Annotated in this window: 24 protein-coding genes; 7 read left to right on the plus strand and 17 right to left on the minus strand. The window is 59.8% G+C overall.

What is annotated here, in order from left to right; all coding sequences use genetic code 11:
* From lepA to rpoE, 5 genes are all read right to left on the minus strand, one after another.
* Positions 1-1,794: a translation elongation factor 4 gene (gene lepA, locus AB5Y84_RS01530; protein ID WP_005335396.1), complete on the minus strand. Its 1,794-nt coding sequence runs from the start codon at positions 1,792-1,794 to the stop codon at positions 1-3.
* A 116-nt stretch (positions 1,795-1,910) separates the two neighbouring features.
* Complete coding sequence (locus AB5Y84_RS01535) at positions 1,911-2,372, minus strand: SoxR reducing system RseC family protein (protein WP_040068038.1); 462 nt, start codon at positions 2,370-2,372, stop codon at positions 1,911-1,913.
* A 93-nt stretch (positions 2,373-2,465) separates the two neighbouring features.
* Positions 2,466-3,446 carry a MucB/RseB C-terminal domain-containing protein gene (locus tag AB5Y84_RS01540; RefSeq protein ID WP_005335407.1) on the minus strand — a complete coding sequence of 327 codons (981 nt, stop codon included), beginning with the start codon at positions 3,444-3,446 and terminating at the stop codon, positions 2,466-2,468.
* Positions 3,447-3,467: 21 nt separating this feature from the next.
* A complete protein-coding gene (locus tag AB5Y84_RS01545) occupies positions 3,468-4,070 on the minus strand; it encodes an RseA family anti-sigma factor (protein WP_042053918.1) in 603 nt (200 codons plus the stop codon).
* Between the two features lie 22 nt (positions 4,071-4,092).
* Positions 4,093-4,674 carry an RNA polymerase sigma factor RpoE gene (rpoE, locus tag AB5Y84_RS01550; RefSeq protein ID WP_005335411.1) on the minus strand — a complete coding sequence of 194 codons (582 nt, stop codon included), beginning with the start codon at positions 4,672-4,674 and terminating at the stop codon, positions 4,093-4,095.
* Between the two features lie 182 nt (positions 4,675-4,856).
* Between rpoE and nadB the strand changes: the two genes are divergently transcribed.
* On the plus strand, positions 4,857-6,464 hold the full coding sequence (gene nadB, locus AB5Y84_RS01555; RefSeq protein WP_005335413.1) for an L-aspartate oxidase: 1,608 nt from the start codon (positions 4,857-4,859) through the stop codon (positions 6,462-6,464).
* A 155-nt stretch (positions 6,465-6,619) separates the two neighbouring features.
* On the opposite strand, the gene AB5Y84_RS01560 is transcribed toward nadB, so the two are convergent.
* Together AB5Y84_RS01560 and AB5Y84_RS01565 are read right to left on the minus strand one after the other, a co-directional pair.
* On the minus strand, positions 6,620-7,012 hold the full coding sequence (locus AB5Y84_RS01560) for a protein YgfX (protein ID WP_139409962.1): 393 nt from the start codon (positions 7,010-7,012) through the stop codon (positions 6,620-6,622).
* Positions 7,013-7,031: 19 nt separating this feature from the next.
* Entirely contained in the window at positions 7,032-7,301 is a 270-nt protein-coding gene (locus AB5Y84_RS01565) for a succinate dehydrogenase assembly factor 2 (RefSeq protein ID WP_005335417.1), read from the minus strand.
* Between the two features lie 111 nt (positions 7,302-7,412).
* On the opposite strand from AB5Y84_RS01565, the gene ygfZ reads away from it, so the two are divergent.
* The gene (gene ygfZ, locus AB5Y84_RS01570; protein WP_368176233.1) at positions 7,413-8,321 is read left to right on the plus strand and encodes a tRNA-modifying protein YgfZ; all 909 of its coding nucleotides are present in this window, start codon (positions 7,413-7,415) and stop codon (positions 8,319-8,321) included.
* Positions 8,322-8,327: 6 nt separating this feature from the next.
* On the opposite strand, the gene AB5Y84_RS01575 is transcribed toward ygfZ, so the two are convergent.
* Complete coding sequence (locus AB5Y84_RS01575) at positions 8,328-9,209, minus strand: LysR family transcriptional regulator (RefSeq protein ID WP_058053237.1); 882 nt, start codon at positions 9,207-9,209, stop codon at positions 8,328-8,330.
* A gap of 125 nt (positions 9,210-9,334) precedes the next feature.
* Between AB5Y84_RS01575 and AB5Y84_RS01580 the strand changes: the two genes are divergently transcribed.
* Positions 9,335-9,781: a PACE efflux transporter gene (locus AB5Y84_RS01580; protein WP_368176234.1), complete on the plus strand. Its 447-nt coding sequence runs from the start codon at positions 9,335-9,337 to the stop codon at positions 9,779-9,781.
* A gap of 162 nt (positions 9,782-9,943) precedes the next feature.
* Here AB5Y84_RS01580 and AB5Y84_RS01585 read toward each other — a convergent pair whose 3' ends face one another.
* Positions 9,944-10,300 carry a hypothetical protein gene (locus tag AB5Y84_RS01585; RefSeq protein ID WP_047436071.1) on the minus strand — a complete coding sequence of 119 codons (357 nt, stop codon included), beginning with the start codon at positions 10,298-10,300 and terminating at the stop codon, positions 9,944-9,946.
* Between the two features lie 244 nt (positions 10,301-10,544).
* Here AB5Y84_RS01585 and cutA point away from each other — a divergent pair, with 244 nt between their 5' ends.
* The 4 genes from cutA (at position 10,545) to AB5Y84_RS01605 (ending at position 13,623) form a co-directional block, all read left to right on the plus strand.
* A complete protein-coding gene (gene cutA / locus AB5Y84_RS01590; RefSeq protein WP_005335428.1) occupies positions 10,545-10,862 on the plus strand; it encodes a divalent-cation tolerance protein CutA in 318 nt (105 codons plus the stop codon).
* Entirely contained in the window at positions 10,859-12,658 is a 1,800-nt protein-coding gene (locus AB5Y84_RS01595; protein ID WP_368176235.1) for a protein-disulfide reductase DsbD, read from the plus strand. Before cutA ends, AB5Y84_RS01595 begins: the two co-directional genes overlap by 4 nt.
* Entirely contained in the window at positions 12,648-13,139 is a 492-nt protein-coding gene (locus tag AB5Y84_RS01600; RefSeq protein ID WP_201908567.1) for an N-acetyltransferase, read from the plus strand. The genes AB5Y84_RS01595 and AB5Y84_RS01600 overlap by 11 nt, the downstream gene beginning before the upstream one ends.
* 70 nt (positions 13,140-13,209) lie before the next feature.
* Positions 13,210-13,623 (plus strand): hypothetical protein, encoded by a 414-nt coding sequence (locus tag AB5Y84_RS01605; protein ID WP_042080037.1) that lies wholly within the window; start codon positions 13,210-13,212, stop codon positions 13,621-13,623.
* 54 nt (positions 13,624-13,677) lie between these two features.
* Here AB5Y84_RS01605 and AB5Y84_RS01610 read toward each other — a convergent pair whose 3' ends face one another.
* The 8 genes from AB5Y84_RS01610 to hemE form a co-directional block, all read right to left on the minus strand.
* Positions 13,678-14,265, minus strand: a complete 588-nt coding sequence (locus AB5Y84_RS01610; protein WP_368176236.1) for a hypothetical protein — start codon at positions 14,263-14,265, stop codon at positions 13,678-13,680.
* 236 nt (positions 14,266-14,501) lie between these two features.
* Positions 14,502-15,806, minus strand: a complete 1,305-nt coding sequence (locus tag AB5Y84_RS01615; RefSeq protein WP_368176237.1) for an NAD(P)/FAD-dependent oxidoreductase — start codon at positions 15,804-15,806, stop codon at positions 14,502-14,504.
* Positions 15,807-15,835: 29 nt separating this feature from the next.
* Positions 15,836-16,108 carry a hypothetical protein gene (locus tag AB5Y84_RS01620; RefSeq protein WP_368176238.1) on the minus strand — a complete coding sequence of 91 codons (273 nt, stop codon included), beginning with the start codon at positions 16,106-16,108 and terminating at the stop codon, positions 15,836-15,838.
* 141 nt (positions 16,109-16,249) lie between these two features.
* Positions 16,250-17,329: a class II fructose-bisphosphate aldolase gene (fbaA, locus tag AB5Y84_RS01625; protein WP_113739613.1), complete on the minus strand. Its 1,080-nt coding sequence runs from the start codon at positions 17,327-17,329 to the stop codon at positions 16,250-16,252.
* 115 nt (positions 17,330-17,444) lie between these two features.
* Positions 17,445-18,608, minus strand: coding sequence for a phosphoglycerate kinase (locus tag AB5Y84_RS01630; protein ID WP_368176239.1), 1,164 nt, complete (start codon positions 18,606-18,608; stop codon positions 17,445-17,447).
* Between the two features lie 61 nt (positions 18,609-18,669).
* Positions 18,670-19,680, minus strand: a complete 1,011-nt coding sequence (epd, locus tag AB5Y84_RS01635) for an erythrose-4-phosphate dehydrogenase (protein WP_368176240.1) — start codon at positions 19,678-19,680, stop codon at positions 18,670-18,672.
* Positions 19,681-19,740: 60 nt separating this feature from the next.
* The gene (locus tag AB5Y84_RS01640; RefSeq protein ID WP_368176241.1) at positions 19,741-20,670 is read right to left on the minus strand and encodes an ROK family protein; all 930 of its coding nucleotides are present in this window, start codon (positions 20,668-20,670) and stop codon (positions 19,741-19,743) included.
* Between the two features lie 112 nt (positions 20,671-20,782).
* Positions 20,783-21,850 carry a uroporphyrinogen decarboxylase gene (hemE, locus tag AB5Y84_RS01645; protein ID WP_368176242.1) on the minus strand — a complete coding sequence of 356 codons (1,068 nt, stop codon included), beginning with the start codon at positions 21,848-21,850 and terminating at the stop codon, positions 20,783-20,785.
* Positions 21,851-21,974 lie beyond the last annotated feature (124 nt).

Here is a 21,974-nt window from a genome sequence, read left to right on the forward strand (position 1 = left end):
TTAATCCTTTCCGACGTGGAGAATCGCGAGGAAGGCTTCCTGCGGCACGTCGACACGGCCGAGGGACTTCATCCGCTTCTTACCTTCTTTCTGCTTGTTCAGCAGTTTCTTCTTACGACTCACGTCACCACCGTAGCACTTGGCGGTTACGTCTTTACGCAGAGCCTTGACGGTGCTGCGAGCAATGATCTGGTTGCCGATGGCCGCCTGAATGGCGATATCGAACATCTGACGCGGGATCAGCTCACGCATCTTCTCCACCACCTGACGACCGCGATACTGGGCGTTGTCCTTGTGGGTGATGATAGCCAGGGCATCGACGCGCTCACCGTTGATCATGATATCCAGACGGACCATGTCGGAGGTTTCGAAACGCTTGAAGCCGTAGTCCAGCGAGGCGTAACCGCGGCTGGTGGATTTCAGACGGTCGAAGAAGTCGAGCACCACTTCCGCCATCGGGATTTCATAGGTCAGTGCCACCTGCTTGCCGTGATAGACCATGTTGGTCTGCACGCCACGCTTCTCGATACAGAGGGTGATCACGTTGCCCATGTACTCCTGCGGCAGCAGGATGTGGCACTCGGCGATCGGCTCGCGCATCTCCTTGATGCTGGTGATGGCAGGCATCTGGGCCGGGCTGTCGATGTGGATAGTAGAACCGTCGGTCAGCTCGATCTCGTAGACTACGGTCGGCGCCGTGGTGATCAGATCCAGATCGTATTCACGCTCCAGACGCTCCTGAATGATCTCCATGTGCAGCATGCCGAGGAAGCCGCAACGGAAGCCGAAGCCCAGTGCAGTAGAGCTCTCTGGTTCGAAGAACAGGGAGGCATCGTTCAGGGAGAGCTTGTCGAGGGCGTCACGGAACGACTCGTAGTCATCGCTGGAGATAGGGAACAGACCCGCATAAACCTGCGGCTTCACCTTCTTGAAGCCGGCCAGCGCCTTGTCGGCACCGTTCTTGGCCTGAGTCAGGGTATCGCCCACCGGCGCGCCGTGGATGTCCTTGATGCCGCAGACAACCCAACCTACCTCGCCGCAACCCAGCCCCTGGGTATCCACCTGCTTGGGCGTGAAGATACCGATACGATCGACACCCCACACCTGACCGGTGCTCATCACCTTGATCTTGTCGTTCTTCTTCAAAGAACCGTTCTTGATCCGCACCAGAGAGACAACGCCCAGATAGGAGTCGAACCAGGAGTCGATGATCAGCGCCTGCAGCGGGGCATCCGGGTCACCTTCCGGTGCCGGGATCTTGGCAACGATCTCTTCCAGCACCAGGTCAACACCCAGACCGGTCTTGGCGGAGCAGCGCACCGCATCGACCGCGTCGATACCGACGATGTCTTCGATCTCCTCGGCAACTCGCTCGGGTTCCGCGGCCGGCAGGTCAATCTTGTTCAGCACCGGCACCACTTCCAGATCCATTTCCATGGCGGTATAGCAGTTGGCCAGAGTCTGTGCCTCAACCCCCTGGCCGGCATCCACCACCAGCAGCGCCCCTTCACAGGCCGCCAAAGAGCGGGAGACCTCGTAGGAGAAATCCACGTGGCCCGGGGTGTCGATAAAGTTCAGCTGGTAGGTGTTACCGTCTTGTGCCTGGTAGTTCAGGGTCACACTCTGTGCTTTGATGGTAATGCCGCGCTCGCGCTCCAGATCCATGGAGTCAAGCACCTGAGCCTGCATCTCGCGGTCGGACAAGCCACCGCAAGTCTGGATCAGACGGTCCGACAGGGTCGATTTACCGTGGTCGATGTGCGCAATAATCGAAAAGTTACGAATGTGTTTCATCGAGCAAGAGTCACTCAAAATTAGTTAAGGTCAGTTATGGAGGCGCGATTTTACTGGATAACCCGGCTGACGGCCATTCTTTAGTCGCCAGCGCCAGTGAAATAGCGCCTGTTCAGTCAGGGGAGGATGCGGACAGGGACGACCACGCCGAGCATCTGCGGGCCGTAGCGCCCCTGATCCAGGCGGTTGGAAAAGTAACGAACCAGTAAAAAGCCCAGCACGCCTCCCAGCAGGCAGCAGAGAATGGTAATCCCCTCCCCGCCCGAGAGCAGCGGCGCCAGCCAGAGCTGCCCCAGCAAGGCGCCGGCCAACAGACAGAAAAGCGGCAGCACATAGACCAGCGCCGCCCCGCGCAGCAGACTCTCCTGCGGGATACCTAGCCTCACTTGCTGGCCAACCCGCACCTCGGCGGTCAGCCTGACTCGCAAGCGGGGAGCTTTCAGGGGAAACGCCTTGGCCACGGTGCCGGTACCGCAGTTGGATTGCTGCTGACAACCACTGCAGGCGGAGCGACGCTCGCACTCCACCCAGGCATGGTCACCCTCAATGGCCACCACGGTCGCCAACTCTTCACTCATCTCATTCACGGCAACACCTCGGGTTCACACAATCAGGGGATCTGACCACGACTCGCCACGCTCGGCAAGCGGGGGACAACCCCGCAGCCCCCGTTACTGCACCGCTTCGTTGCGGGCCAGCGGCTGGACTGACTCGGCGATGCGCTTGGCGGTTTCGGCAGGCACCTCCCCGACCACGGTGATCTCGACCCCCACCTCGTTGACATAGCTCACCAGCGAGGTCGCCCCCTGGCGGATCAGCTGCTGGCGCACCGCCTGCTTGGGATCGACCCGGGAGACATAGACCGAGAGATCCACCAGCCCATCGGAGAGCATCATGTAATCCACCGGCATACTGGTGGTCACCAGCTGGTGCCGGTCTTGCGACAGCACCTTGAAGCCATCGGGCAACCAGGTGATCTGCCAGTTCAACTGCTGTTGCGGCGCCGGGTAGGCATCCTCCAGCGCTAGCGCCGGGGGCTGCTTGCTGTTGGCCAGCTTCACCAGCCAGGGGGCCGGTTTGCTCTGCAGATCCAGCTCGACACCGAGCACCTGCTCCACCAGATTGCCTTCCCGCTCGACCATGTCGATCCGCAGCAGCAAGTGGCTCTGCTCATCAATCCAGAGCACGAAACCATATTTGTCGGCCTCTTTAGGCACCAGCCTTACCACCTGCGCCACCACACCGGCAACCCGGCTGCGGCCGGCCAGCACAGGATCATAGCTCTCCAGCACCTGTGCCAGCGGCATCTTCACCAGGGTCGACCAGATGCCGGGGAAGCGGGCATCCTTCAGGGTGTAGGGATCGTGGCTGTTTTCAAAGAAGGTGTATTCGTTCTGGCGCTGGAGATACTCGATCGCCTTGCCGTCGAGGTAACTGAGGTGGGCCACTTCCTTGCCGTTGATCACGGCATGGCTGATCCGGATCGGTTCAAGACGCCCCTGACGGGCCTTGACCATGGACAACTCGAAATTCTGTTGCTGCACGGCACTCTGCATCTGCTGCAACAAGGCCTCGGCCGACTTATCGTCGGCCGAGGCCTTGGCACTAATCAGCAGGAGAGATGCCAGCAAAATACGGCTGGACTGGCGCACGTTTGTATCCCTGACAATTCGTTATTGTTGGATCTGTCTGTCTTGCAACAGGCGCTGCTGCAACTGGTGGTCACGCAAGAAGGCGTTAATCCGCTCCCGCTGCTCCTGCATCTGCTGTTCGGTCAGCCCTTGCTGACGGGCACGGGCGCCATCCTGTTGCGGATAGTGAACACTCACCGGCGCCGCACTGCCACCGATTGGAATGGTATTGAGCACCGGATTGGCCGGAACGCCATCCTGTCCCTGATACTGCTGCACCCCGAAGATAACGGCAGCGGCCACGGATGCCGCAATGGCATATTGACCCAGTTGCTGACCGACACGGCGGAACAACGGAACCACATTGGCATCTGTCTTGACCGGCGCAACGGCAGGTTGCAGCACGGGAGCCGTCTCGACCGGCTTGGGTGCCAGTATGGTAGGCTCATCCTCCAGCGCAGCCATGATGCTGTCACTGAGATCCAATTGCAGATTGACCGGCAGGTCACCCCGCATGGCATCGCCGATCAGGTGGTAACGACCCCAGGTATCTTGCAAGTCGGAGTCCATCTCCAGCTCGTTCAGTACCTCTGCGTCACTCAGGTCACCATCCATCAGGGCAGAGATTTGCTCTTTATTTGCCATAAGTTAACCCGTCTTTCCCCAGTTAATTCTCGATCAGAGGTTGCAGCTTTTTATCGATTGCTTCCCTCGCCCGGAAGATACGGGATCTGACCGTACCCACTGGGCAATCCATGATTTCGGCAATCTCTTCGTAGCTCAGCCCTTCCAGTTCGCGAAGGGTGATAGCTGTCCTCAGGTCTTCCGGCAATGCCTCTATGGCTGAAAACACGGTGCGTTTGATCTCGTCAGTCAGCGCCAGGTTTTCGGGAGTTGAGACCTCTTGCAAGGCTTCACCACCACCATAAGACTCCGCTTCGTCAGCCTCCACATCACTGCTGGGCGGCCTGCGCCCCTGGGAGGTGAGATAATTCTTCGCCGTGTTCACGGCAATTCGGTACAACCAGGTGTAAAAAGCACTTTCGCCACGGAATGTCGGCAATGCACGGTAGGCTTTTATAAAGGCCTCTTGCGCCACATCGGGCACGTCACCGGGATTGTTGACATACCTGGCAACCAGGTTGACCACCTTATGCTGGTATTTTTTTACCAACAGGTTGAAAGCTGCTTTATCGCCGCGCTGGACCCGTTCAACCAGCTGTTCGTCCAGTAGATTCTGGTCGCTCATCAGAGCCGTAAAACCCCCATCAGGTTATCGTTTTTCTTTTCCGGCCCTTCCTAAGCGCACAAGTTCAGACAGGGAGAATCAGAGAAAGTTCGCTTCAATTGAAAAAAATGTGATGCAGGCTGCATCCTCGCCCTCGCTTGGGCTACCATGGTGCCAGTTCTTAATCCAGGCCAATGATACTTATGAAAGCAAGTGTTGAATACCTTTGCGATGTACTGATCATTGGCAGCGGTGCCGCTGGTTTGTCCCTCGCGTTGCGATTGGCAGACCACGCCAAAGTCCTGGTTCTGAGCAAGGGGCCCATCAGTGAAGGGGCCACTTTCTATGCGCAAGGAGGCATCGCTGCCGTTTTCGACGAAACCGACAGCATCGAATCCCACGTGAGCGACACGCTCAACGCGGGCGCCGGGTTGTGTGACCCGGCAGTGGTCGAGTTCACCGCTCGCCACGCCCGCGAGTCCATCCAGTGGCTCATTCAGCAAGGGGTCCCCTTCGATCAGGAGGAGAACGCCGACGGTGAATCCCAATACCACCTCACCCGCGAAGGGGGCCACAGCCATCGCCGCATCTTCCACGCGGCGGATGCCACCGGCAAAGCGGTGCAACTCACCCTGATCGATCAGGTGCGCGCTCACCCCAATATCCAGCTGATGGAGCGCTTCAACGCGGTCGACCTCATCACCACCCGCAAGCTCAACCTGCCGGGCAACAAGGTGCTGGGGGCCTACGTCTGGAACCGCAACGCCGAGCAAGTCGAGGTGATCCGTGCCCGTTTCGTGGCACTGGCCACCGGCGGCGCCTCCAAGGTCTACCAGTACACCTCCAACCCGGATGTAAGCTCTGGCGATGGTATCGCCATGGCATGGCGGGCCGGCTGCCGGGTGGCGAACCTGGAGTTCAACCAGTTCCACCCCACCAGCCTGTTCCACCCGGACGACCCCAACTTCCTGCTGACCGAAGCGTTGCGTGGCGAGGGGGCCTATCTGCGCCGCCCGGACGGCAGCCGCTTTATGCCGGAGTTTGACGAGCGGGCCGAGCTGGCGCCACGGGATATCGTCGCCCGCGCCATCGACCACGAGATGAAGCGGCTCGGGGCGGATTGCATGTATCTGGATATCAGCCACAAACCGGCCGATTTCATCATCAAGCACTTCCCGACCATTTATGAGCGCTGCCTCGCGGTCGGCATCGATATCACCAAGGAGCCGATGCCCATCGTGCCGGCCGCCCACTACACCTGTGGCGGCGTGATGATCGACAACAACGGCCAGACCGACATCCCCGGCCTCTATGCCATCGGCGAAGTGACCTACACCGGTCTGCACGGCGCCAACCGCATGGCATCCAACTCCCTGCTGGAATGCGTGGTCTATGCCCATCAGGCGGGGGCCGATATTCTGGCCAAGCTGCCGATGAGCGTGGAGCCGCCGCGCCTGCCGGTGTGGGACGAGAGCAAGGTGGAAGATTCCGACGAACTGGTGGTGATCCAGCACAACTGGCACGAGCTGCGGTTGATGATGTGGGATTACGTGGGGATAGTGCGTACCAACAAACGCCTGGCCCGCGCCAAGCGCCGCATCGACCTGCTCAAGCAGGAGGTGCAGGAGTACTACGCCAACTTCCGTGTCTCCAACAACCTGCTGGAGCTGCGCAACCTGCTGCAGGTGGCCGAGCTTATCGTCAACTGCGCCCTGCAGCGCAAGGAGTCTCGCGGCCTGCACTACAACCTGGATCATCCGGATATGCTGCCGGACTCCAAACCGACCGTGCTGACCCCGGAGCGGGATTAATCCCCCTTCCCGCAAAGCGTTGCACCAATCAGTGACCCCGCCCCGGCGGGGTCACTTGTTTTCAACCGCTTTTCAGCCACAAAAAGAGCGCCGCCAGCCACATTGCAGCAGCTTATCGCGATAAATCAGCACATGGTTATCACGGGAAGCAGGCGTCAGCGCCGAGACGGCAGAAAGTGGATGGCTCGCGCCAGCAGGCGGTAATGTTCGGGGGGAAGGGCGTCGGAGAAGAGCCACAGTTGCCGTGGCGACACAGCTCCACTCTCTTGCGGCTCGGGACAAAGCGCTAGCCTGAGCACGCCGGGCAGAATGCGGCTTTTCTTGTCGAGCTGATAGCGGCGACCTTGCCACTGCAACCACTGACCATCCCAGACAAGCTCGAACGGGGGCTCGGCGAGCGCACGCCAGCTCAGCCAGAGCGCCACCAGCCAGACGGGCAGCAACAGCGCCCACTGCCAACCGGCAATCAGGCCAGCCACCGGCCAGAGCAGCAACAAAAAGAGGGCCACCAGCAAACATTGCTGATGGCGGGAGGGGTGAACCGTCATGATCACCCGCTCCACGGTATTACCCCTGGCGGTCGTGGCGCGCCTGATTGCGCTCCAGGATCATCGGGATCATGGCGGCAAATGCGGGATCGGCAGGTACACCATGACCCATGCACCATTTGAACAGATCCGGATCGTCGCTCGCCAGCAGGCGGATAAAGGTCTGCTGATCGGCTTCGCTCAGGGAGTCGAACTCGTGTTCGAAAAAGGGCATAAAGATCACATCCAGCTCGAGCATACCGCGACGGCAGGCCCACTTCAGGCGGGATTTTTCAACTGGGCTCAACATGGCACTCTCCTTACAAAGACCGGGGGATGGTACCAGCTGGATTTTCCGGCTGACAAACATTAGTTACGTCTTTACCATGCAGCTCACATACTTTCTCTCTGGAATACCATCGTGAGCCTGCAACCACCTGTTTTTCCTGCCGAGCCGACCCGCTTCCCCCTGACCAAGCTGGCCATCACCCGTATCAGCGGCCAGGATCGCGCCAAATATCTGCAAGGTCAGGTCACCTGTGATGTCAACGCCCTGCAACCGGGGCAACAGACCCCGGGCGGCCACTGTGATCCCAAGGGCAAGCTGTGGAGCAATTTCCGCCTGCTCTGCCTCGACGACAGTCTGCTGCTACTGACCAGCCCTTCAGTGTTGGAACGTCAGTTGCCGGAGCTGAAGAAATTTGCCGTCTTCTCCAAGGTCGAGATCGCCGCAGACGAACGCCACACCACCGGCCTGGCTGGCAAGGGTACAGATGCGTGGGTCACCGCGCAGTTTGGTCTGGAGCAGAGCGGTTTGGTCGCTGGCGGCATGGCGGTGAAGATCGAACAGGATCGCTGGCTGCTGGTGAGCAGTGAGCAAGCCGACGCCCTTCCGCAAGGTGACGAGTCACTCTGGTGGGGGCTCGAGATCAAGGCGGGCCTGCCACACATGGAAGCGGTGCATCAGGGGGAGTTCATCCCGCAGATGCTCAACCTGCAGGCACTGGACGGCATCAGCTTCAACAAGGGCTGCTACATGGGGCAAGAGACGGTGGCCCGCGCCAAGTATCGCGGCGCCAACAACCGCGCCCTGTTCCTGCTGGCGGGCACTACCGGCGAGCAGGTCGCCAGCGGCGATACCCTGGAGATCCAGCTCGGTGACAACTGGCGCCGTAGCGGCATGGTGCTCAACGCCTGGCAACAGGCCGGGCAGGTGTGGCTCACCGCCGTACTGCCGAAAGATACCGAGGCTGACGCCCTATTCCGCCTCAAGCAGGACGCAGGCTCCCGCCTCACCCTGCAACCCCTGCCTTACGCCCTGACCGAGTAAGGTCGGCTAGCGAGGCACGCGCGCCAGCAGTGCCTCCTTCAGCCAGCGCCCCGCCTGCCCCAGCGGGCGGGCGCGATGCCACTGCAACTCCAGCGCCAGCGCGTGGCTGGCGATAAAGTCCGGCTCCAGCACCACCACTTCGCCGCGAGCCAACGGCTGATGCAGCAGAAATTCCGGGATGGCGGACCAGCCAAGGCCCCGCTTGACCAGCTCCAGCACCCCGAGATCCCCCTCGACCCACCACACCTGAGCCGAGATGCGAAAACGCTGACGCTCGCTCCCTTCCCGTCGGCCGGTCACCATCAGCTGACGTGCCCCCTGCAGATCGACCTCCCGCAGCGGCTGCTTGCGGGCCAGCGGATGATCCGGTGACACCACCAGCGGCATGGTCACTTCCCCCAGTGAACGGGCGACTATCTCCCGCTGGGGATGCACCTTCTGATAGCTGATGCCGAGCTGGGCCCGGCCGGTCACCAGCATCTCGGTCACATCCTCCATCAGCGGGAAGAGCAGCTCCAGCTCCACGGTCGGGTAACGAGTGGCGAACTCCTCCAGCAGGGTGCCGAGCCAGGGGAGGTGGGAGTCATCATCGATGGCCAGGGTGAGGCGCGTCTCCACCCCGGCCGCCAGCTCCCCGGCAATGGATTGCAACCGTTCACTCTGCGCCAGCAGGATCCCCGCCTCCTGCACCATGCGGGCCCCCGCCTCCGTCAGCTGCGGATAGCGGCCGCTGCGGTCAAACAGGGTGAGCGCCAGATCGATCTCCAGATTGGCGATGGCGCTGCTCACCACCGACTGCGCCTTGCCCAGCTTGCGGGCGGCAGCGGAAAAAGAGCCGGTTTCGGCGGCCGCCAGCAAGATCCTCAGTTGTTCCAGTGATGGCGTCATCTTATGGCCCTCCGGCAAGCTCTCTCATCCATCTATTTTAGCGATGGATACCAACATGAATCTATCGCTAAATATCTATAGATTAACCTGCAATTCGTGAATGAACCTGATTGAGAGAGTGACTTATGCGTACCCGTAACGATCGCCTGCGCCATGCCATTGGCTTTGAATTTATTGGCCTGCTGATTGCCGCCCCGCTGGCCAGCTGGGTTACCGGGGTAGGGCTCAGCCATATGGGCCCGCTGGCACTGTTCTTCTCGGTGCTGGCCACCGTCTGGAACTACATCTACAACATCGGGGTCGACAAGCTGCTGCTCAAATATCAGGGCCATACCCACAAAACCCTGTGGCAACGGGTGCTGCATACCTTTGGCTTTGAGGGCGGTCTGCTGATCGTCGCGCTGCCGGTCATGTCCTGGTGGCTGAGCGTCAGCATGCTGGAGGCGCTGGTGCTGGATCTGGGCTTCGTCGTCTTCTACCTGATCTATGCCTTCGTCTACAACTGGGGTTATGACAAGGTGTTCCCCATCCCCCGCGAAGTGCCGCACGGCATGCCACAAGAGGCCCGCTAAGGCACGAATCAGTTGGATTGAAACCGAGAAGTGAAGGGCAACAAGGAAAGACTACAGAAGAAACGACACGGCCCCATCATGGCAGACATGATGGGGCCGAAAGAGGGATCAGCGCTGGCAGGCCGGCTGATTCAGAGGTAAGGATTCAGGCCTGCCCGTCGCTCAAGCCTGGGCCTTGAGCTCTTCGCCGCTCTCGTCGGCAGCGACAGCCTCTTCAGGCTGGGCCTGGGCGGCCTGTAGTGCTTCCAGCTCGCTCTGATAATCGCTCAGGATCTGCTGGGCAACCGCCATATCTCCCTTGTGTTTGCGCTCGAACAGATGGTGCTGCACCACGCCGTTGAGATACTCCACTGTAATGGGCTGCTCCAGGGTGGCCATCAGCTCCTCTTTCTCCAGCTCGGCATTGATTTCATCGGCGGTCGTGCGCAGCAGCCCGGCCAATTGAACCAACATGCGGCGCTCACCTTCGCGCAGCAGGCTCAACATGCGGTTTCTCTGCTGCTCATTCTGTTGGGTCATACATTTCCTTACGTCAATTGGGAACAAGCCCGCTCATTCTGCCCTGTCCCCATGACAGCGTCTATCTCATGCCCCCCACAAATTTTTGGCGCTGGCTCACAAATGGCTACAGATGCTATTTGAAGCGCCTCTGGGGTATAGTAGCCGCTGATTTTCAGGCGCTTTTTTCACCTTCATCCGCATAAAGGGATGAGACGGCAAGGGCGCCTGCCCGGTTTACCCCAACGAGGTGAAGATCCGCTTTATGACCGACGCCATTGTGGTGCTCTGCACCTGCCCAGATCAAACCAGTGCCGACCTTCTCTGCGAACAGCTGCTGAACCAGCGGCTGGCCGCCTGCATCAATCAACTGCCGGGCATTACCTCCGTCTATCGTTGGCAAGGCAAGGTGGAGCGCGCCACCGAGATCCAGCTCATCATCAAATCCCGCCAGCCACTCTTTGCCGAGTTGCAGGCATGTATTCAAGCCAATCACCCTTATGAGGTGCCCGAGCTGCTGGCCCTGCCGGTAAGTGCCGGACTACCTGCCTATCTCGACTGGCTCAATGGGGAGACCTCATGACGCTCACCCGCTTGCTCTCCCCCCTGTTGCTGCTCTGTGCCCTGCTGATGGCAACGGTGGGCAGCTCCCCTGCCCGCGCCAGCGGCGCCGATCTGCTCAGCTCGCTGGGCATTGAGGCCAATGCCAAACCCAAATTTTTGCAGGTCGATGAGGCCTTTCAGATCGAGAGCGAACAGCGTGGCGATCAGCTGCTGCTGACCCTCCATATCGCCGACGATTACTACCTCTATCGCCACAGCCTGCGCTTCAAGGGAAACAACCTCACCTTCAGCGAGCCGACCCTGCCGGAAGGCACCGAGCACGAGGATGACTTCTTCGGCAAGACCCGGGTCTACTACCAGCAGGTGAGCATCGCGGTGCCGCTAAAGGAGGTGGGGGAAAATGCCACCCTGCGGGTGCGCTATCAGGGCTGTACCGACGGCCTCTGCTACCCGCCGACCGACAAGCTGATCGATGTAGCCCCGCTGGTCACGGCAACCACAGCGTCCACTGCTGAAACGGCACAAAGCGTCGCACCGGTTAGCCAGCAGGATCAGCTGGCCGCCGCCCTCGGCAGCCAGGGTTTCTGGCTCAGCATCGTCGCCTTCTTCGCCCTGGGATTGGGGCTCGCCTTCACCCCCTGCGTCTTCCCCATGTACCCAATCCTGACCGGCATCATCGCCGGTGCCGGCCATCGCCTCTCCACCGGCCGCGCCTTCCTGCTCTCCCTGGTCTATGTGCAGGGGATGGCGGTCACCTACACATTGCTGGGGCTGGTAGTGGCCTCGGCAGGTCTTAAATTCCAGGCGGCGCTGCAACACCCCTATGTGCTGATCGGTTTATCAGTGATGTTCGTGCTGCTGGCCCTCTCCATGTTCGGCCTCTACACCCTGCAGTTGCCGAGCAGCTTGCAAACCCGCCTCTCCGGCCTCTCCAACCGCCAGCAGGGCGGCTCGGTAGTCGGGGTCGCTATCATGGGGATGATCTCCGGGCTGGTCTGCTCCCCCTGCACCACGGCGCCGCTCTCGGGGGCGCTGATCTACGTGGCCCAGAGCGGCGATCTCTGGCTCGGCGGGGCGGCGCTCTATGCGCTGTCACTGGGGATGGGTCTGCCGCTGCTGCTGCTCGGCACCTCGGGTGGCAAGCTGCTGCCAAAAGCGGGCGCCTGGATGGATGTGATTAAGCAGCTGTTTGGCTTTGCCCTGCTGGCAGTGCCCATCCTGCTGCTGTCACGGCTCTGGAGCGATCAGATTGCTACTCTCGCCTGGCTCGGCTGGGGGCTGCTGCTGTGCGGCTATCTCTATCACCACAACCAGCACCAGCCCCACTCGGTGGCCAAGAGCGTACGCGGCTTCGTGCTGTTACTGGCGATGATCAGCGCCGTGGTAGTGGGCAAGGATCTGCTGCAACCAGCCACCCCTGCTGCCGTCACGGCGGATGCCGGTCAAACGGCACCGCAGTTTATCCGCATCAAGACGCTGGATGATCTCAAGGTGCAGCTGGCCGCCGCCCGCGGCAAGCCGGTGCTGCTCGACCTCTACGCCGACTGGTGCGTCGCCTGCAAGGAGTTCGAGCACAAGACCTTCAGCGACCCGGCAGTGCGCGAGCGTTTCAGCCAGATGATGCTGCTGCAGGCGGATGTCACCGCCAACGACGATGCTGATGTCGAGCTGCTCAACACCCTCAATGTGCTGGGACTGCCGACCCTCATCTTCTTCGACCGCGAGGGCAAGGAGCTGACAGGGCAGCGGGTTACCGGTTTTATGGGGCCTATCTCCTTTGCCAAACATCTCGAGATGGTAAGTGATGCACACTGAGTTGCGTCGTCTGCAGACAAGCGATGCACCTGCCTTGCAGCGGCTGTTCGAGCAGGCCCCCTCCTATCAGGCGGCGGTGAGCAATGACCCTCTCTCTGCACAGGCAGGAGAAGAGGAGCTTGTCGCCTGCCCATCCGGCCTGCCTCTCTCCGACAAACATCTCATCGGCCGCTGGGAGCAGGGAGAACTCACCGCTGTCATTGATCTGCTGCGCGGCTACCCCAATCCAGACACCGCCTATCTGGGTCTGTTACTGGTGGGGGAACCCTGGCAAGGGAGTGGCCGTGGTCAGTCGCTCTATCTTCACGCCTGCACGCTGGCAAGCTCATGGGGGGCTACCCGGCTTCGCCTGTCAGTGATTGCCAGCAATGAGAGTGCTCTATCCTTCTGGCTGCGCAGAGGGTTCACCGAGTGCTATCGCCGCGAGGTGGCTGGTTATCGGGCCGAGGCCATCGTGCTGGAACGTTCACTGGAACCGTGAGCCGAGGTTTGCCGCCGCGCATTCGCGTGGCACAATCGCCCCTCTCGTTTTGCACTTGTCCGGAGTTTTGATGAAAAAGTGGTTCATCCCCCTGCTAGCCCTCTGGCTTTATGGCTGCAGTGCAGGGCCCGGTGAAGAGGATATCCGCCAGCAGGTCACCGCCAAGCTGCTGGCCGAGACAGACGCCAACCTGTTCGATATCAGCGACTTCACCATCCTCGGCAAGGAGGAGCGGATGGAGGGGGTCTATCTGGTCAAGGTGAGTTACCAGCTTCACTTCAAGCAGGGGCTCGATCAGTTGCAGGTGTTGCACGACGAGGACCTGGTCTACGACCGGGTTGGCCCCTTCCAGCAGGAGATGGGGCTGATGGAGCTCGAGCGCAAATATGGCGAGTTCGAGGCGGGCCAGGTGCTGCCACAAGAGGCCGAGGTGTGGATGATGAAGGACGAACAGGGATGGCGGCTGGCGGAACCGGCCCAATAAAGGGCTGCCCGCCCCTTACGCACTGCAACGACTCTCCTGCCGTTGCCAACCAGCTCAAACCTGGGTATCGACCCGATACCCTTTTCGCTCGGCAGGTTCGCTCGGCAGCTTGCTGGACAACCCTGAGAGCACCTCCTTGAGGGTGACCCTACTCTCTGCCGCACCACTGCTCTCCAGCAGCTTGGTCAGCTGGCTCTGCAAGGGGTTGACCGCTTCACGCTCGGCTCCTTGCTCGCTCTCTTTTCCCTGTCCACCCTGTTGATCCAGCGTCTCCAGCAGGCGCTCCAGATCCCGCTTGAGCGGGTTTTCGCTGCTGTCATCGATGGCGAGTTTGCGCTGTTCCTGCTCTTGCCGCTGTTGTTGCTGCAATGCCAGCTGTTGCTCCTGCTGCTGTTGCAGGGAGCCCATCATGGTGTTGATGAACGCTTCCAGCGAATCTCTGATTGAGATGCTGCTCCCGCTGCTATCCGCCCCTTTCGGCGACAACCCGAGCTCATCCAGCACGGCGCCAAGGTCGCGCACCAGGCTGTCACTGCCCGTTGATGGTGAGGTTGCAGCCCTCTCTTGTGCCTGCACAGCGGGAGAACCCTGCCGTTGCGCCAGCGGGGTGAGCCCGCCTGACGCGACCACATTTATCTCCATCTTGGCCCTCCTCTCCCCGTCCTCGGCCCTTTCTCGGCAAATATTCCGGCAATCTGACAACCCCTTGCCCCTTGGCAGATAACCGCTCTCACACCTAAAAGATAGCGCCAATCGGACGAGATTGGCGCGAATGCATCTTTTGGTCTATCGGGCGGAACGATAGTGCTAACCCGCTATAAACAAGGGCTGGCAAGGGGGCTTAGTTCAGCCATCACTGCACAGGCTGACAATGGGGGTCAGAAGATATCCTTCATCCGGTGCCACAGCATACCCAGTGCCAACAGCGGGGAGCGCAGCGCCGGGCCGCCGGGGAAGGTAATATGGGGCACGCTGGCAAAGAGATCGAAACCCCGGCTCTCGCCGCGGATCGCCTCGGCTACCAGCTTGCCCGCCATGTGGGTGGCATTGAGGCCGTGCCCCGAGTAGGCCTGGGCATAGAGCACGTTGGGGTGAGCCTTCAAGCGGCCAATCTGCGGCAGCCGGTTGGCGCCAATCCCGATCATCCCGCCCCACTGAAACTCGATGGCGGTGCCAGCCAGCTCGGGGAATACCCGCAGCAGCTTGGGCAACATGAAGGCCTTGATGTCGCGGGGATCCCTTCCCGAGTAGTTGCAGGCCCCGCCAAACAGCAGACGACCATCGGCGGAGAGACGGTAGTAGTCGAGCGCCACGTTCTGATCGCACACCGCCATGTTTTGCGGCAGCAAGCGCTGGCGCAAGCGGCGATCGAGCACCTCGGTGGCGAGGATGTAGGAACCTGCCGGCAGCACCCATCCGCCCAGCTCCGGATTGAGGTCATTGAGATAGGCGTTGCAGCCGATCACCAGATAATCGGCAGTGACCCGGCCATGAGCCGTGGTCACCTCGACCTGCTTGCCGTAATCGATATGGGTCACTCTGGAGTGTTCAAACAGGGAGACCCCGAGGCTGGCGGCGGCGCGCGCCTCGCCGAGCGCCAGATTGAGGGGATGGAGATGGCCGGAGCCCATGTCGATAAGGCCGCCGATATAGCGATCCGATCCCACCACGCTATGGATATCTTCCCGTGGAACCAGCTTGAATTCATGCTCATAGCCGAGGCTCGCCAGATGCGCGAGATCCTCTTCGAAACCAGCCAGATGGCGCTGACGGGTCGCGAGGTCGCAGTAGCCCCAGGTAAGATCGCAGTCGATATTGAAGCGCTCGACCCGCTCGCGTACCAGTTGCACCGCCTCCAGCCCCATCAGGTCGAGCTCGCGCACCCCCTCCTCACCAATCCAGCGGGCAAACTGGCTGGTATCGTGGCCGATACCGCGAATAAGCTGACCACCGTTGCGCCCGGAGGCGCCCCAGCCGATACGGTTGGCCTCTAGCAAGGCGACCTTGTACCCGGCATCCGCCAGGTTGATGGCGGTATTGAGGCCGGTAAAACCGCCGCCGATGATGCAGACATCCGCTTTCAGCTCGGCCTCGAGTTCCGGCCACTGTTGCGAGTCGTTGCGGGTGGCCGCGTAGTAGGAGGCGACATGCTCCTGATATCCGTTGTGCTTTCCTGCCTGCATACTCAGCATCCTGCTTTAGTTGCAACTTTTTAGTTATTTATAATTTGATTGTATTTCTTGACGCCAGTAGAGGCATACACTGCACATTCATCCGAAGATAATGTGACAAGATTCTTAGATTCTCTTTTTTTAACTTCATTCATAATTTCCTGCAAACGGTCGATATCCCCTTTTTCTTGGTTATACCCAATCAAAAAACAAAGTTCTGCATCCGTCATTTTCGCAGGTTCCTCCAATTGCAGTGCACTGCAACCTGTTAAATTTATGATTACGCAAAAAAACAATAACTTGTTGGCTCTCATATTATTTACCCATTATGTAACTGTGAAATTAACAACCAATGTTACTTAACCCTGTACTCGACAACTAGCACACATTGATCACAGAAATGCAAAAGGCGCCCCGAAGGGCGCCTTTTCATGCAATCAAGGTGCTGTAACGAATTACAGTACGTCGATGGCGTTCAGGTCGGAGAAAGCCTGTTCCAGACGCTTGATCATGGAAGTCTGACCTTCACGCAGCCATACGCGCGGATCGTAGTACTTCTTGTTCGGCTTGTCGGCGCCTTCCGGGTTGCCCAGCTGGCCTTGCAGGTAAGCTTCGTTCTTCTTGTAGAAGTTCAGCAGACCTTCCCAGGTTGCCCACTGGGTGTCGGTGTCGATGTTCATCTTCACTACGCCGTAGGAGATGGACTCGCGGATCTCTTCCAGAGTGGAACCTGAACCACCGTGGAATACGAAGTCCAGAGACTTGGCTGGAACGCCAAACTTCTCGGAAACGTACTTCTGGGAAGCGTCCAGGATTGACGGGGTCAGCTTGACGTTACCCGGCTTGTATACACCGTGTACGTTACCGAAGGAGGCAGCGATGGTGAAACGCGGGCTGATCTTGGACAGACGCTCGTAAGCGTAAGCAACATCTTCCGGCTGGGTGTACAGAGCGGACTGATCCATGTGGCTGTTGTCGACGCCGTCTTCTTCGCCACCGGTGCAACCCAGTTCCAGCTCCAGAGTCATGTTCATCTTGGCCATGCGGGTCAGGTACTCGCAGCAGATGTCGATGTTCTCTTCCAGAGACTCTTCGGACAGATCCAGCATGTGGGAGGAGAACAGCGGCTTGCCGGTTTCAGCAAAGTGCTTCTCGCCCGCTTCCAGCAGACCGTCGATCCACGGCAGCAGCTTCTTGGCAGCGTGGTCGGTGTGCAGGATTACCGGCACGCCGTAGGCTTCGGCAACAGCGTGAACGTGCTTGGCACCAGAGATGGCACCCAGGATGGCAGCTTTCTGACCTTCCAGCTTCAGACCCTTACCGGCAGTGAACACGGCACCACCGTTGGAGAACTGAACGATAACCGGCGCTTTAACCTTGGCGGCAGCTTCCAGTACGGCGTTCACGGAGTCGGTACCAACGCAGTTTACGGCCGGCAGAGCAAAGCCGTTCTCTTTAGCGATGGCGAACACTTTCTGAACGTCATCACCAGTGATCACGCCGGGTTTTACGAAGTCGAAAATTTTCTTAGACATGTTTAATCGTCCTGTCTCGTATGCCGTTAATAAAAAATGGGGGGTTCATCATGAACCGGCACAGCGGGCACATGATAAACGAAACGGGAGGCTTTTGCCCCCCGTTCCGGGTCAATTAGGCTTTGGCGCGCTGTTCCAGAATCGCAACAGCCGGCAGAACCTTGCCTTCTACGAACTCCAGGAAGGCACCGCCGCCAGTGGAGATGTAGGAGACTTTGTCAGCGATGCCGAACTTGTCGATGGCAGCCAGGGTGTCGCCACCGCCAGCGATGGAGAAGGCCGGGGATTCAGCGATGGCGCGAGCGATCACTTCGGTACCCTTGGCGAACTGGTCGAACTCGAACACGCCGACCGGGCCGTTCCACAGGATGGTCTTGGCGTTCATGATGATGTCGGCCAGGGCCTTGGCAGAATCCGGGCCGATGTCGAAGATCATGTCGCCGTCGGTCACATCGTTAACAGACTTGATGGTGGCCGGAGTGGACTCGGAGAACTCGGTGCCTACAACCACGTCGGTGGTCACCGGGATGTTGGTTTCGGCAGCCAGCTTCTTGGCGGTGTCGATCAGGTCGTGCTCGCACAGGGACTTGCCGACGTTGTGACCGGCAGCAGCGATGAAGGTGTTGGCGATGCCACCACCGACAACCAGCTGGTCAGCGATCTTGGAGAGGGATTCCAGAACGGTCAGCTTGGTGGAGACCTTGGAGCCGCCAACGATGGCAACCATCGGGCGCTCGGGCTTCAGCATGGCTTTGCCCAGAGCTTCCAGCTCACCCGCCAGCAGCGGACCAGCACAAGCGACCGGAGCGAACTGGGCAACACCGTAGGTGGAACCTTCGGCGCGGTGAGCAGTACCGAACGCATCCATTACAAAGACGTCACACAGGGCGGCGTATTTTTTGGCCAGCTCTTCGGTGTTCTTCTTCTCGCCTTTGTTGAAGCGGCAGTTTTCCAGCACAACCAGCTCACCGGCAGCGACTTCTACGCCATCCAGGTAATCCTTGGCCAGGCGAACCGGGCAGGACAGAGCGTCTTTCAGATAGTTGACAACCGGAGCCAGGGAGAATTCTTCGTTGTATTCACCCTCGGTCGGACGACCCAGGTGGGAGGTGATCATCAGCTTGGCGCCCTTTTCCAGAGCCAGCTTGATGGTCGGCAGAGTCGCAACGATACGTGCATCGGAGGTGACCTTGCCGTCTTTTACCGGTACGTTCAGGTCAGCACGGATCAGAACGCGTTTACCCGCCAGATCCAGGTCAGTCATCTTGATAACAGACATATTCAGTCCTCTATATTTTCCAGGTAATGTTAAAAACAGTAACCTTGTCCCCGGGGCAGGCTCAGCCTGCGGCCATCATGGCCCGGGTGGTATCCAGCATCCGGTTTGCGAAGCCCCATTCGTTATCGCACCACATCAACATCTTGACGAGGTTGGCATCGCTCACCCGGGTCTGGGTACCATCAATGATGCAGGAGTGTGCATCATGATTGAAGTCTACGGAGACCAGAGGTTCTTCCGTGTAATCCAGAATACCGTGTAATGTACCTCTGGATGCCCGTTGCAGGGCTTGATTTACGTCAGTAACTGTCACTTTTTTACGAACAGTAATACTGAGATCCATCGCTGTTACATTGATGGTCGGCACCCGCACCGCGATCGCCTCAAACTTGCCGGCGAAGTGGGGCAGGATACGCTCCAGCCCCTTTGCCAGCTTGGTGTCCACCGGAATGATGGACTGACTGGCAGCGCGGGTTCGGCGCAAGTCACTGTGGTAGGCATCGATGACTTGCTGATCGTGCATGGCCGAATGAATTGTCGTAATAGTACCACAATTTATCTCGAATTCTCGATGCAATGTTTCAATCACCGGCACCACGCAGTTGGTGGTACAGGAGGCGTTGGAGACGATCCGCTCCGCTCCGGTGAGGGTATGATGGTTGACCCCGTAGACCACGGTGGCATCCACATCCGCATCCGCCGGATGGGAGAAGAGCACCTTGCCCGCCCCCGCCGCCAGATGCAGCTCGGCATCGGCCCGCGAGCCAAACACCCCGGTGCAATCGAGCACCACATCCACCCCCAGCGCCCGCCACGGCAAGTTCGATGGATCCCGCTCGGCAAACAGGGAGATGAGATCCTCCCCCACCAGCATGCTGTTGCCCGCCAGTTGCACCGGATGGTGGAAGCGACCGTGACTGGTATCGAACCGGGTCAGGTGCACCATGGCCTCGGGGGCCGCCAGCTCGTTGATGGCGACGATCTTGATGGTCTTGTCGCGCCCGCTTTCATAGAGGGCTCGCAACACGTTGCGACCGATCCGCCCGTAACCATTGATGGCAATCTTGATCATCGAGAATCCGTTTCCTTGAACCAGCAACAGGGCGGCATATCGGCCGCCTGGAAGCCCCGGCTACGACAGCAGGGCCTCCTTGAATTCACCGCGGGCCAGCAGTGCCGCCCCGAATACCCCGGCACTGTCGCCAAGGGCTGGAGCAATAATGGGGGCACTGAAACGGGGATTAAAGAGGAAGGGCAAAATAGTCTGCCGTCCGGCGCTGTAAAGGCTCTGCACATTGCCCACCCCGCCACCGATGACGATCACATCCGGGTCGAGAATGTTGACTACATTGGCCAGCGCCTGACCAAACAGCAGGTGCAGCCGGTCGATGGTGAGCTTGGCGATGTGATCGTGGGCGGTGGCAGCCGCGATTTGGGCGAGCGAGAGGTGGCGCTTGGCCTTCGCCTCGTACCAGGCCTCCAGCGCCGGACCGCTGATCAGGGTCTCGACGCAGCCACGCTTGCCGCAGTAGCACTCGGGGCCATCAGGGGAGAGCACGTTGTGGCCCCACTCACCGGCGATGCCGTGGTGGCCGTTGAGGATCTGGCCGTTGATGACGATGCCGGAGCCGACCCCGGTGCCCATGATGATGCCGAACACCACTTTCGCATCGGGATGGTGCTGGCGCACTGCACCGAGATGAGTTTCTGCCAGCGCGAAGCAGTTGGCGTCGTTGGCGATCAGCACCGGCACGCCCAGTTTGCGCTCCAGATCCTCCTTGAACGGCTTGCCGTTGAGCTCGGTGGTGTTGCAGTTCTTCATCAGGCCGGTCTGTGGATCCCGCGCGCCGGGGGTGCCCATGCCGATGACGGCCGGGCGCTGGCCAATCTTCTCGGCGCACTCAGCTACCAGCTTGGCGATCTGGCCGATCATATGGTCATAACCGCCCGCTCGCTCGGTGGGGATGCGGTGGCGCAGCAGCACCTCGTCGCCATCCAGCACCACGCATTCACACTTGGTACCGCCAAGATCGATCCCCCAATCCAGTGACTTGCTGCTCATCTTGCCTCCTGCTCGGCCGCCACGCGCTCGTCGTCGCAGCGCCATTTTTTAATGTAAAACGGGGCCTGACGGCCCCGGATATCAAACAAACTATTCTTCTCTCGCCCCGGCCTTAGCGACCGTGGTACTGGGCAGAGAGCTCGTGTACCGCGTTGACGAACACGCCGGCGTGTTCCGGGTTCACATCCTGATGGATGCCGTGGCCGAGGTTGAATACATGGCCATTGCCGTGACCGAAACCGGCCAGAATGGAGGCTACCTCTTCACGAATGCGAGCGGGAGTGGCGTAGAGCATGGAGGGATCCATGTTGCCCTGCAGCGCCACCTTGTCGCCGACCCGGCGCTTGGCATCGGCGATGTCGGTGGTCCAGTCCAGACCCAGCGCATCGCAACCGGTGGCGGCGATCTGCTCCAGCCACTGACCGCCGTTCTTGGTGAACAGGGTGACCGGCACGCGGCGACCGTCGTGCTCGCGGATCAGACCATCGACGATCTTGTGCATGTACTGCAGGGAGAAGTCGCGATAATCGCGCGGGGTAAGCACGCCACCCCAAGTATCAAACACCATGACGGATTGGGCACCCGCCTTGATCTGGGCGTTGAGATAGGCAATCACGCTGTCGGCCAGCTTGTCGAGCAGCAGGTGCAGGGTTTGCGGCTCGGCGTACATCATCTGCTTGATCTTGGTGAACGCCTTGGAGCTGCCCCCCTCCACCATGTAGGTAGCCAGGGTCCAGGGGCTGCCGGAGAAGCCAATGAGCGGCACTTCGCCCTTCAGCTCGCGGCGGATGGTGCGCACCGCATTCATCACGTAGCCCAGCTCATCTTCCGGATCCGGAATAGGCAGCGCCTGCACATCGGCCATGGAGGTGATCGGACGCTCGAAGCGCGGGCCTTCACCCTGCTCGAAGTAGAGACCGAGCCCCATGGCATCGGGCACGGTGAGGATGTCGGAGAAGAGGATGGCGGCATCGAGCGGGTAACGGCGCAGCGGCTGCAGGGTGACTTCACAGGCTAGCTCGGCATTGCGGCACAGAGACATGAAATCCCCCGCCTGGGCGCGAGTCGCCTTGTATTCCGGCAGATAACGGCCAGCCTGGCGCATCATCCATACCGGGGTCATATCCACGTCCTGACGCAGCAGGGCGCGCAGGTATCGATCGTTCTTCAGCTCTTTCATCCCAGTTCCTGAGTTCGTATCACGCATAAAATGGCGGCCATAATACCACTTTGCCCACCGGAGCGGACTGCCCAAAACGTGGCAAATAGGCGCGCGGTTGCAAAGATGTGAAGGGGCGCAAACC

Origin of the sequence: Aeromonas sp. s11 (genome assembly GCF_040907945.1) — a bacterium.
Classification (GTDB): domain Bacteria; phylum Pseudomonadota; class Gammaproteobacteria; order Enterobacterales; family Aeromonadaceae; genus Aeromonas; species Aeromonas veronii.

Coding starts and splice junctions, on each gene's coding strand:
- lepA (WP_005335396.1), bottom strand. CDS start 1,794: ATGAAACACATTCGTAACTTTTCGATTATTGCGCACATCGACCACGGT.
- AB5Y84_RS01535 (WP_040068038.1), bottom strand. CDS start 2,372: ATGAGTGAAGAGTTGGCGACCGTGGTGGCCATTGAGGGTGACCATGCC.
- AB5Y84_RS01545 (WP_042053918.1), bottom strand. CDS start 4,070: ATGGCAAATAAAGAGCAAATCTCTGCCCTGATGGATGGTGACCTGAGT.
- rpoE (WP_005335411.1), bottom strand. CDS start 4,674: ATGAGCGACCAGAATCTACTGGACGAACAGCTGGTTGAACGGGTCCAG.
- nadB (WP_005335413.1), top strand. CDS start 4,857: ATGAAAGCAAGTGTTGAATACCTTTGCGATGTACTGATCATTGGCAGC.
- AB5Y84_RS01560 (WP_139409962.1), bottom strand. CDS start 7,012: ATGACGGTTCACCCCTCCCGCCATCAGCAATGTTTGCTGGTGGCCCTC.
- AB5Y84_RS01565 (WP_005335417.1), bottom strand. CDS start 7,301: ATGTTGAGCCCAGTTGAAAAATCCCGCCTGAAGTGGGCCTGCCGTCGC.
- AB5Y84_RS01575 (WP_058053237.1), bottom strand. CDS start 9,209: ATGACGCCATCACTGGAACAACTGAGGATCTTGCTGGCGGCCGCCGAA.
- AB5Y84_RS01580 (WP_368176234.1), top strand. CDS start 9,335: ATGCGTACCCGTAACGATCGCCTGCGCCATGCCATTGGCTTTGAATTT.
- AB5Y84_RS01585 (WP_047436071.1), bottom strand. CDS start 10,300: ATGACCCAACAGAATGAGCAGCAGAGAAACCGCATGTTGAGCCTGCTG.
- cutA (WP_005335428.1), top strand. CDS start 10,545: ATGACCGACGCCATTGTGGTGCTCTGCACCTGCCCAGATCAAACCAGT.
- AB5Y84_RS01595 (WP_368176235.1), top strand. CDS start 10,859: ATGACGCTCACCCGCTTGCTCTCCCCCCTGTTGCTGCTCTGTGCCCTG.
- AB5Y84_RS01600 (WP_201908567.1), top strand. CDS start 12,648: ATGCACACTGAGTTGCGTCGTCTGCAGACAAGCGATGCACCTGCCTTG.
- AB5Y84_RS01605 (WP_042080037.1), top strand. CDS start 13,210: ATGAAAAAGTGGTTCATCCCCCTGCTAGCCCTCTGGCTTTATGGCTGC.
- AB5Y84_RS01610 (WP_368176236.1), bottom strand. CDS start 14,265: ATGGAGATAAATGTGGTCGCGTCAGGCGGGCTCACCCCGCTGGCGCAA.
- AB5Y84_RS01615 (WP_368176237.1), bottom strand. CDS start 15,806: ATGCAGGCAGGAAAGCACAACGGATATCAGGAGCATGTCGCCTCCTAC.
- AB5Y84_RS01620 (WP_368176238.1), bottom strand. CDS start 16,108: ATGAGAGCCAACAAGTTATTGTTTTTTTGCGTAATCATAAATTTAACA.
- fbaA (WP_113739613.1), bottom strand. CDS start 17,329: ATGTCTAAGAAAATTTTCGACTTCGTAAAACCCGGCGTGATCACTGGT.
- AB5Y84_RS01630 (WP_368176239.1), bottom strand. CDS start 18,608: ATGTCTGTTATCAAGATGACTGACCTGGATCTGGCGGGTAAACGCGTT.
- epd (WP_368176240.1), bottom strand. CDS start 19,680: ATGATCAAGATTGCCATCAATGGTTACGGGCGGATCGGTCGCAACGTG.
- AB5Y84_RS01640 (WP_368176241.1), bottom strand. CDS start 20,670: ATGAGCAGCAAGTCACTGGATTGGGGGATCGATCTTGGCGGTACCAAG.
- hemE (WP_368176242.1), bottom strand. CDS start 21,850: ATGAAAGAGCTGAAGAACGATCGATACCTGCGCGCCCTGCTGCGTCAG.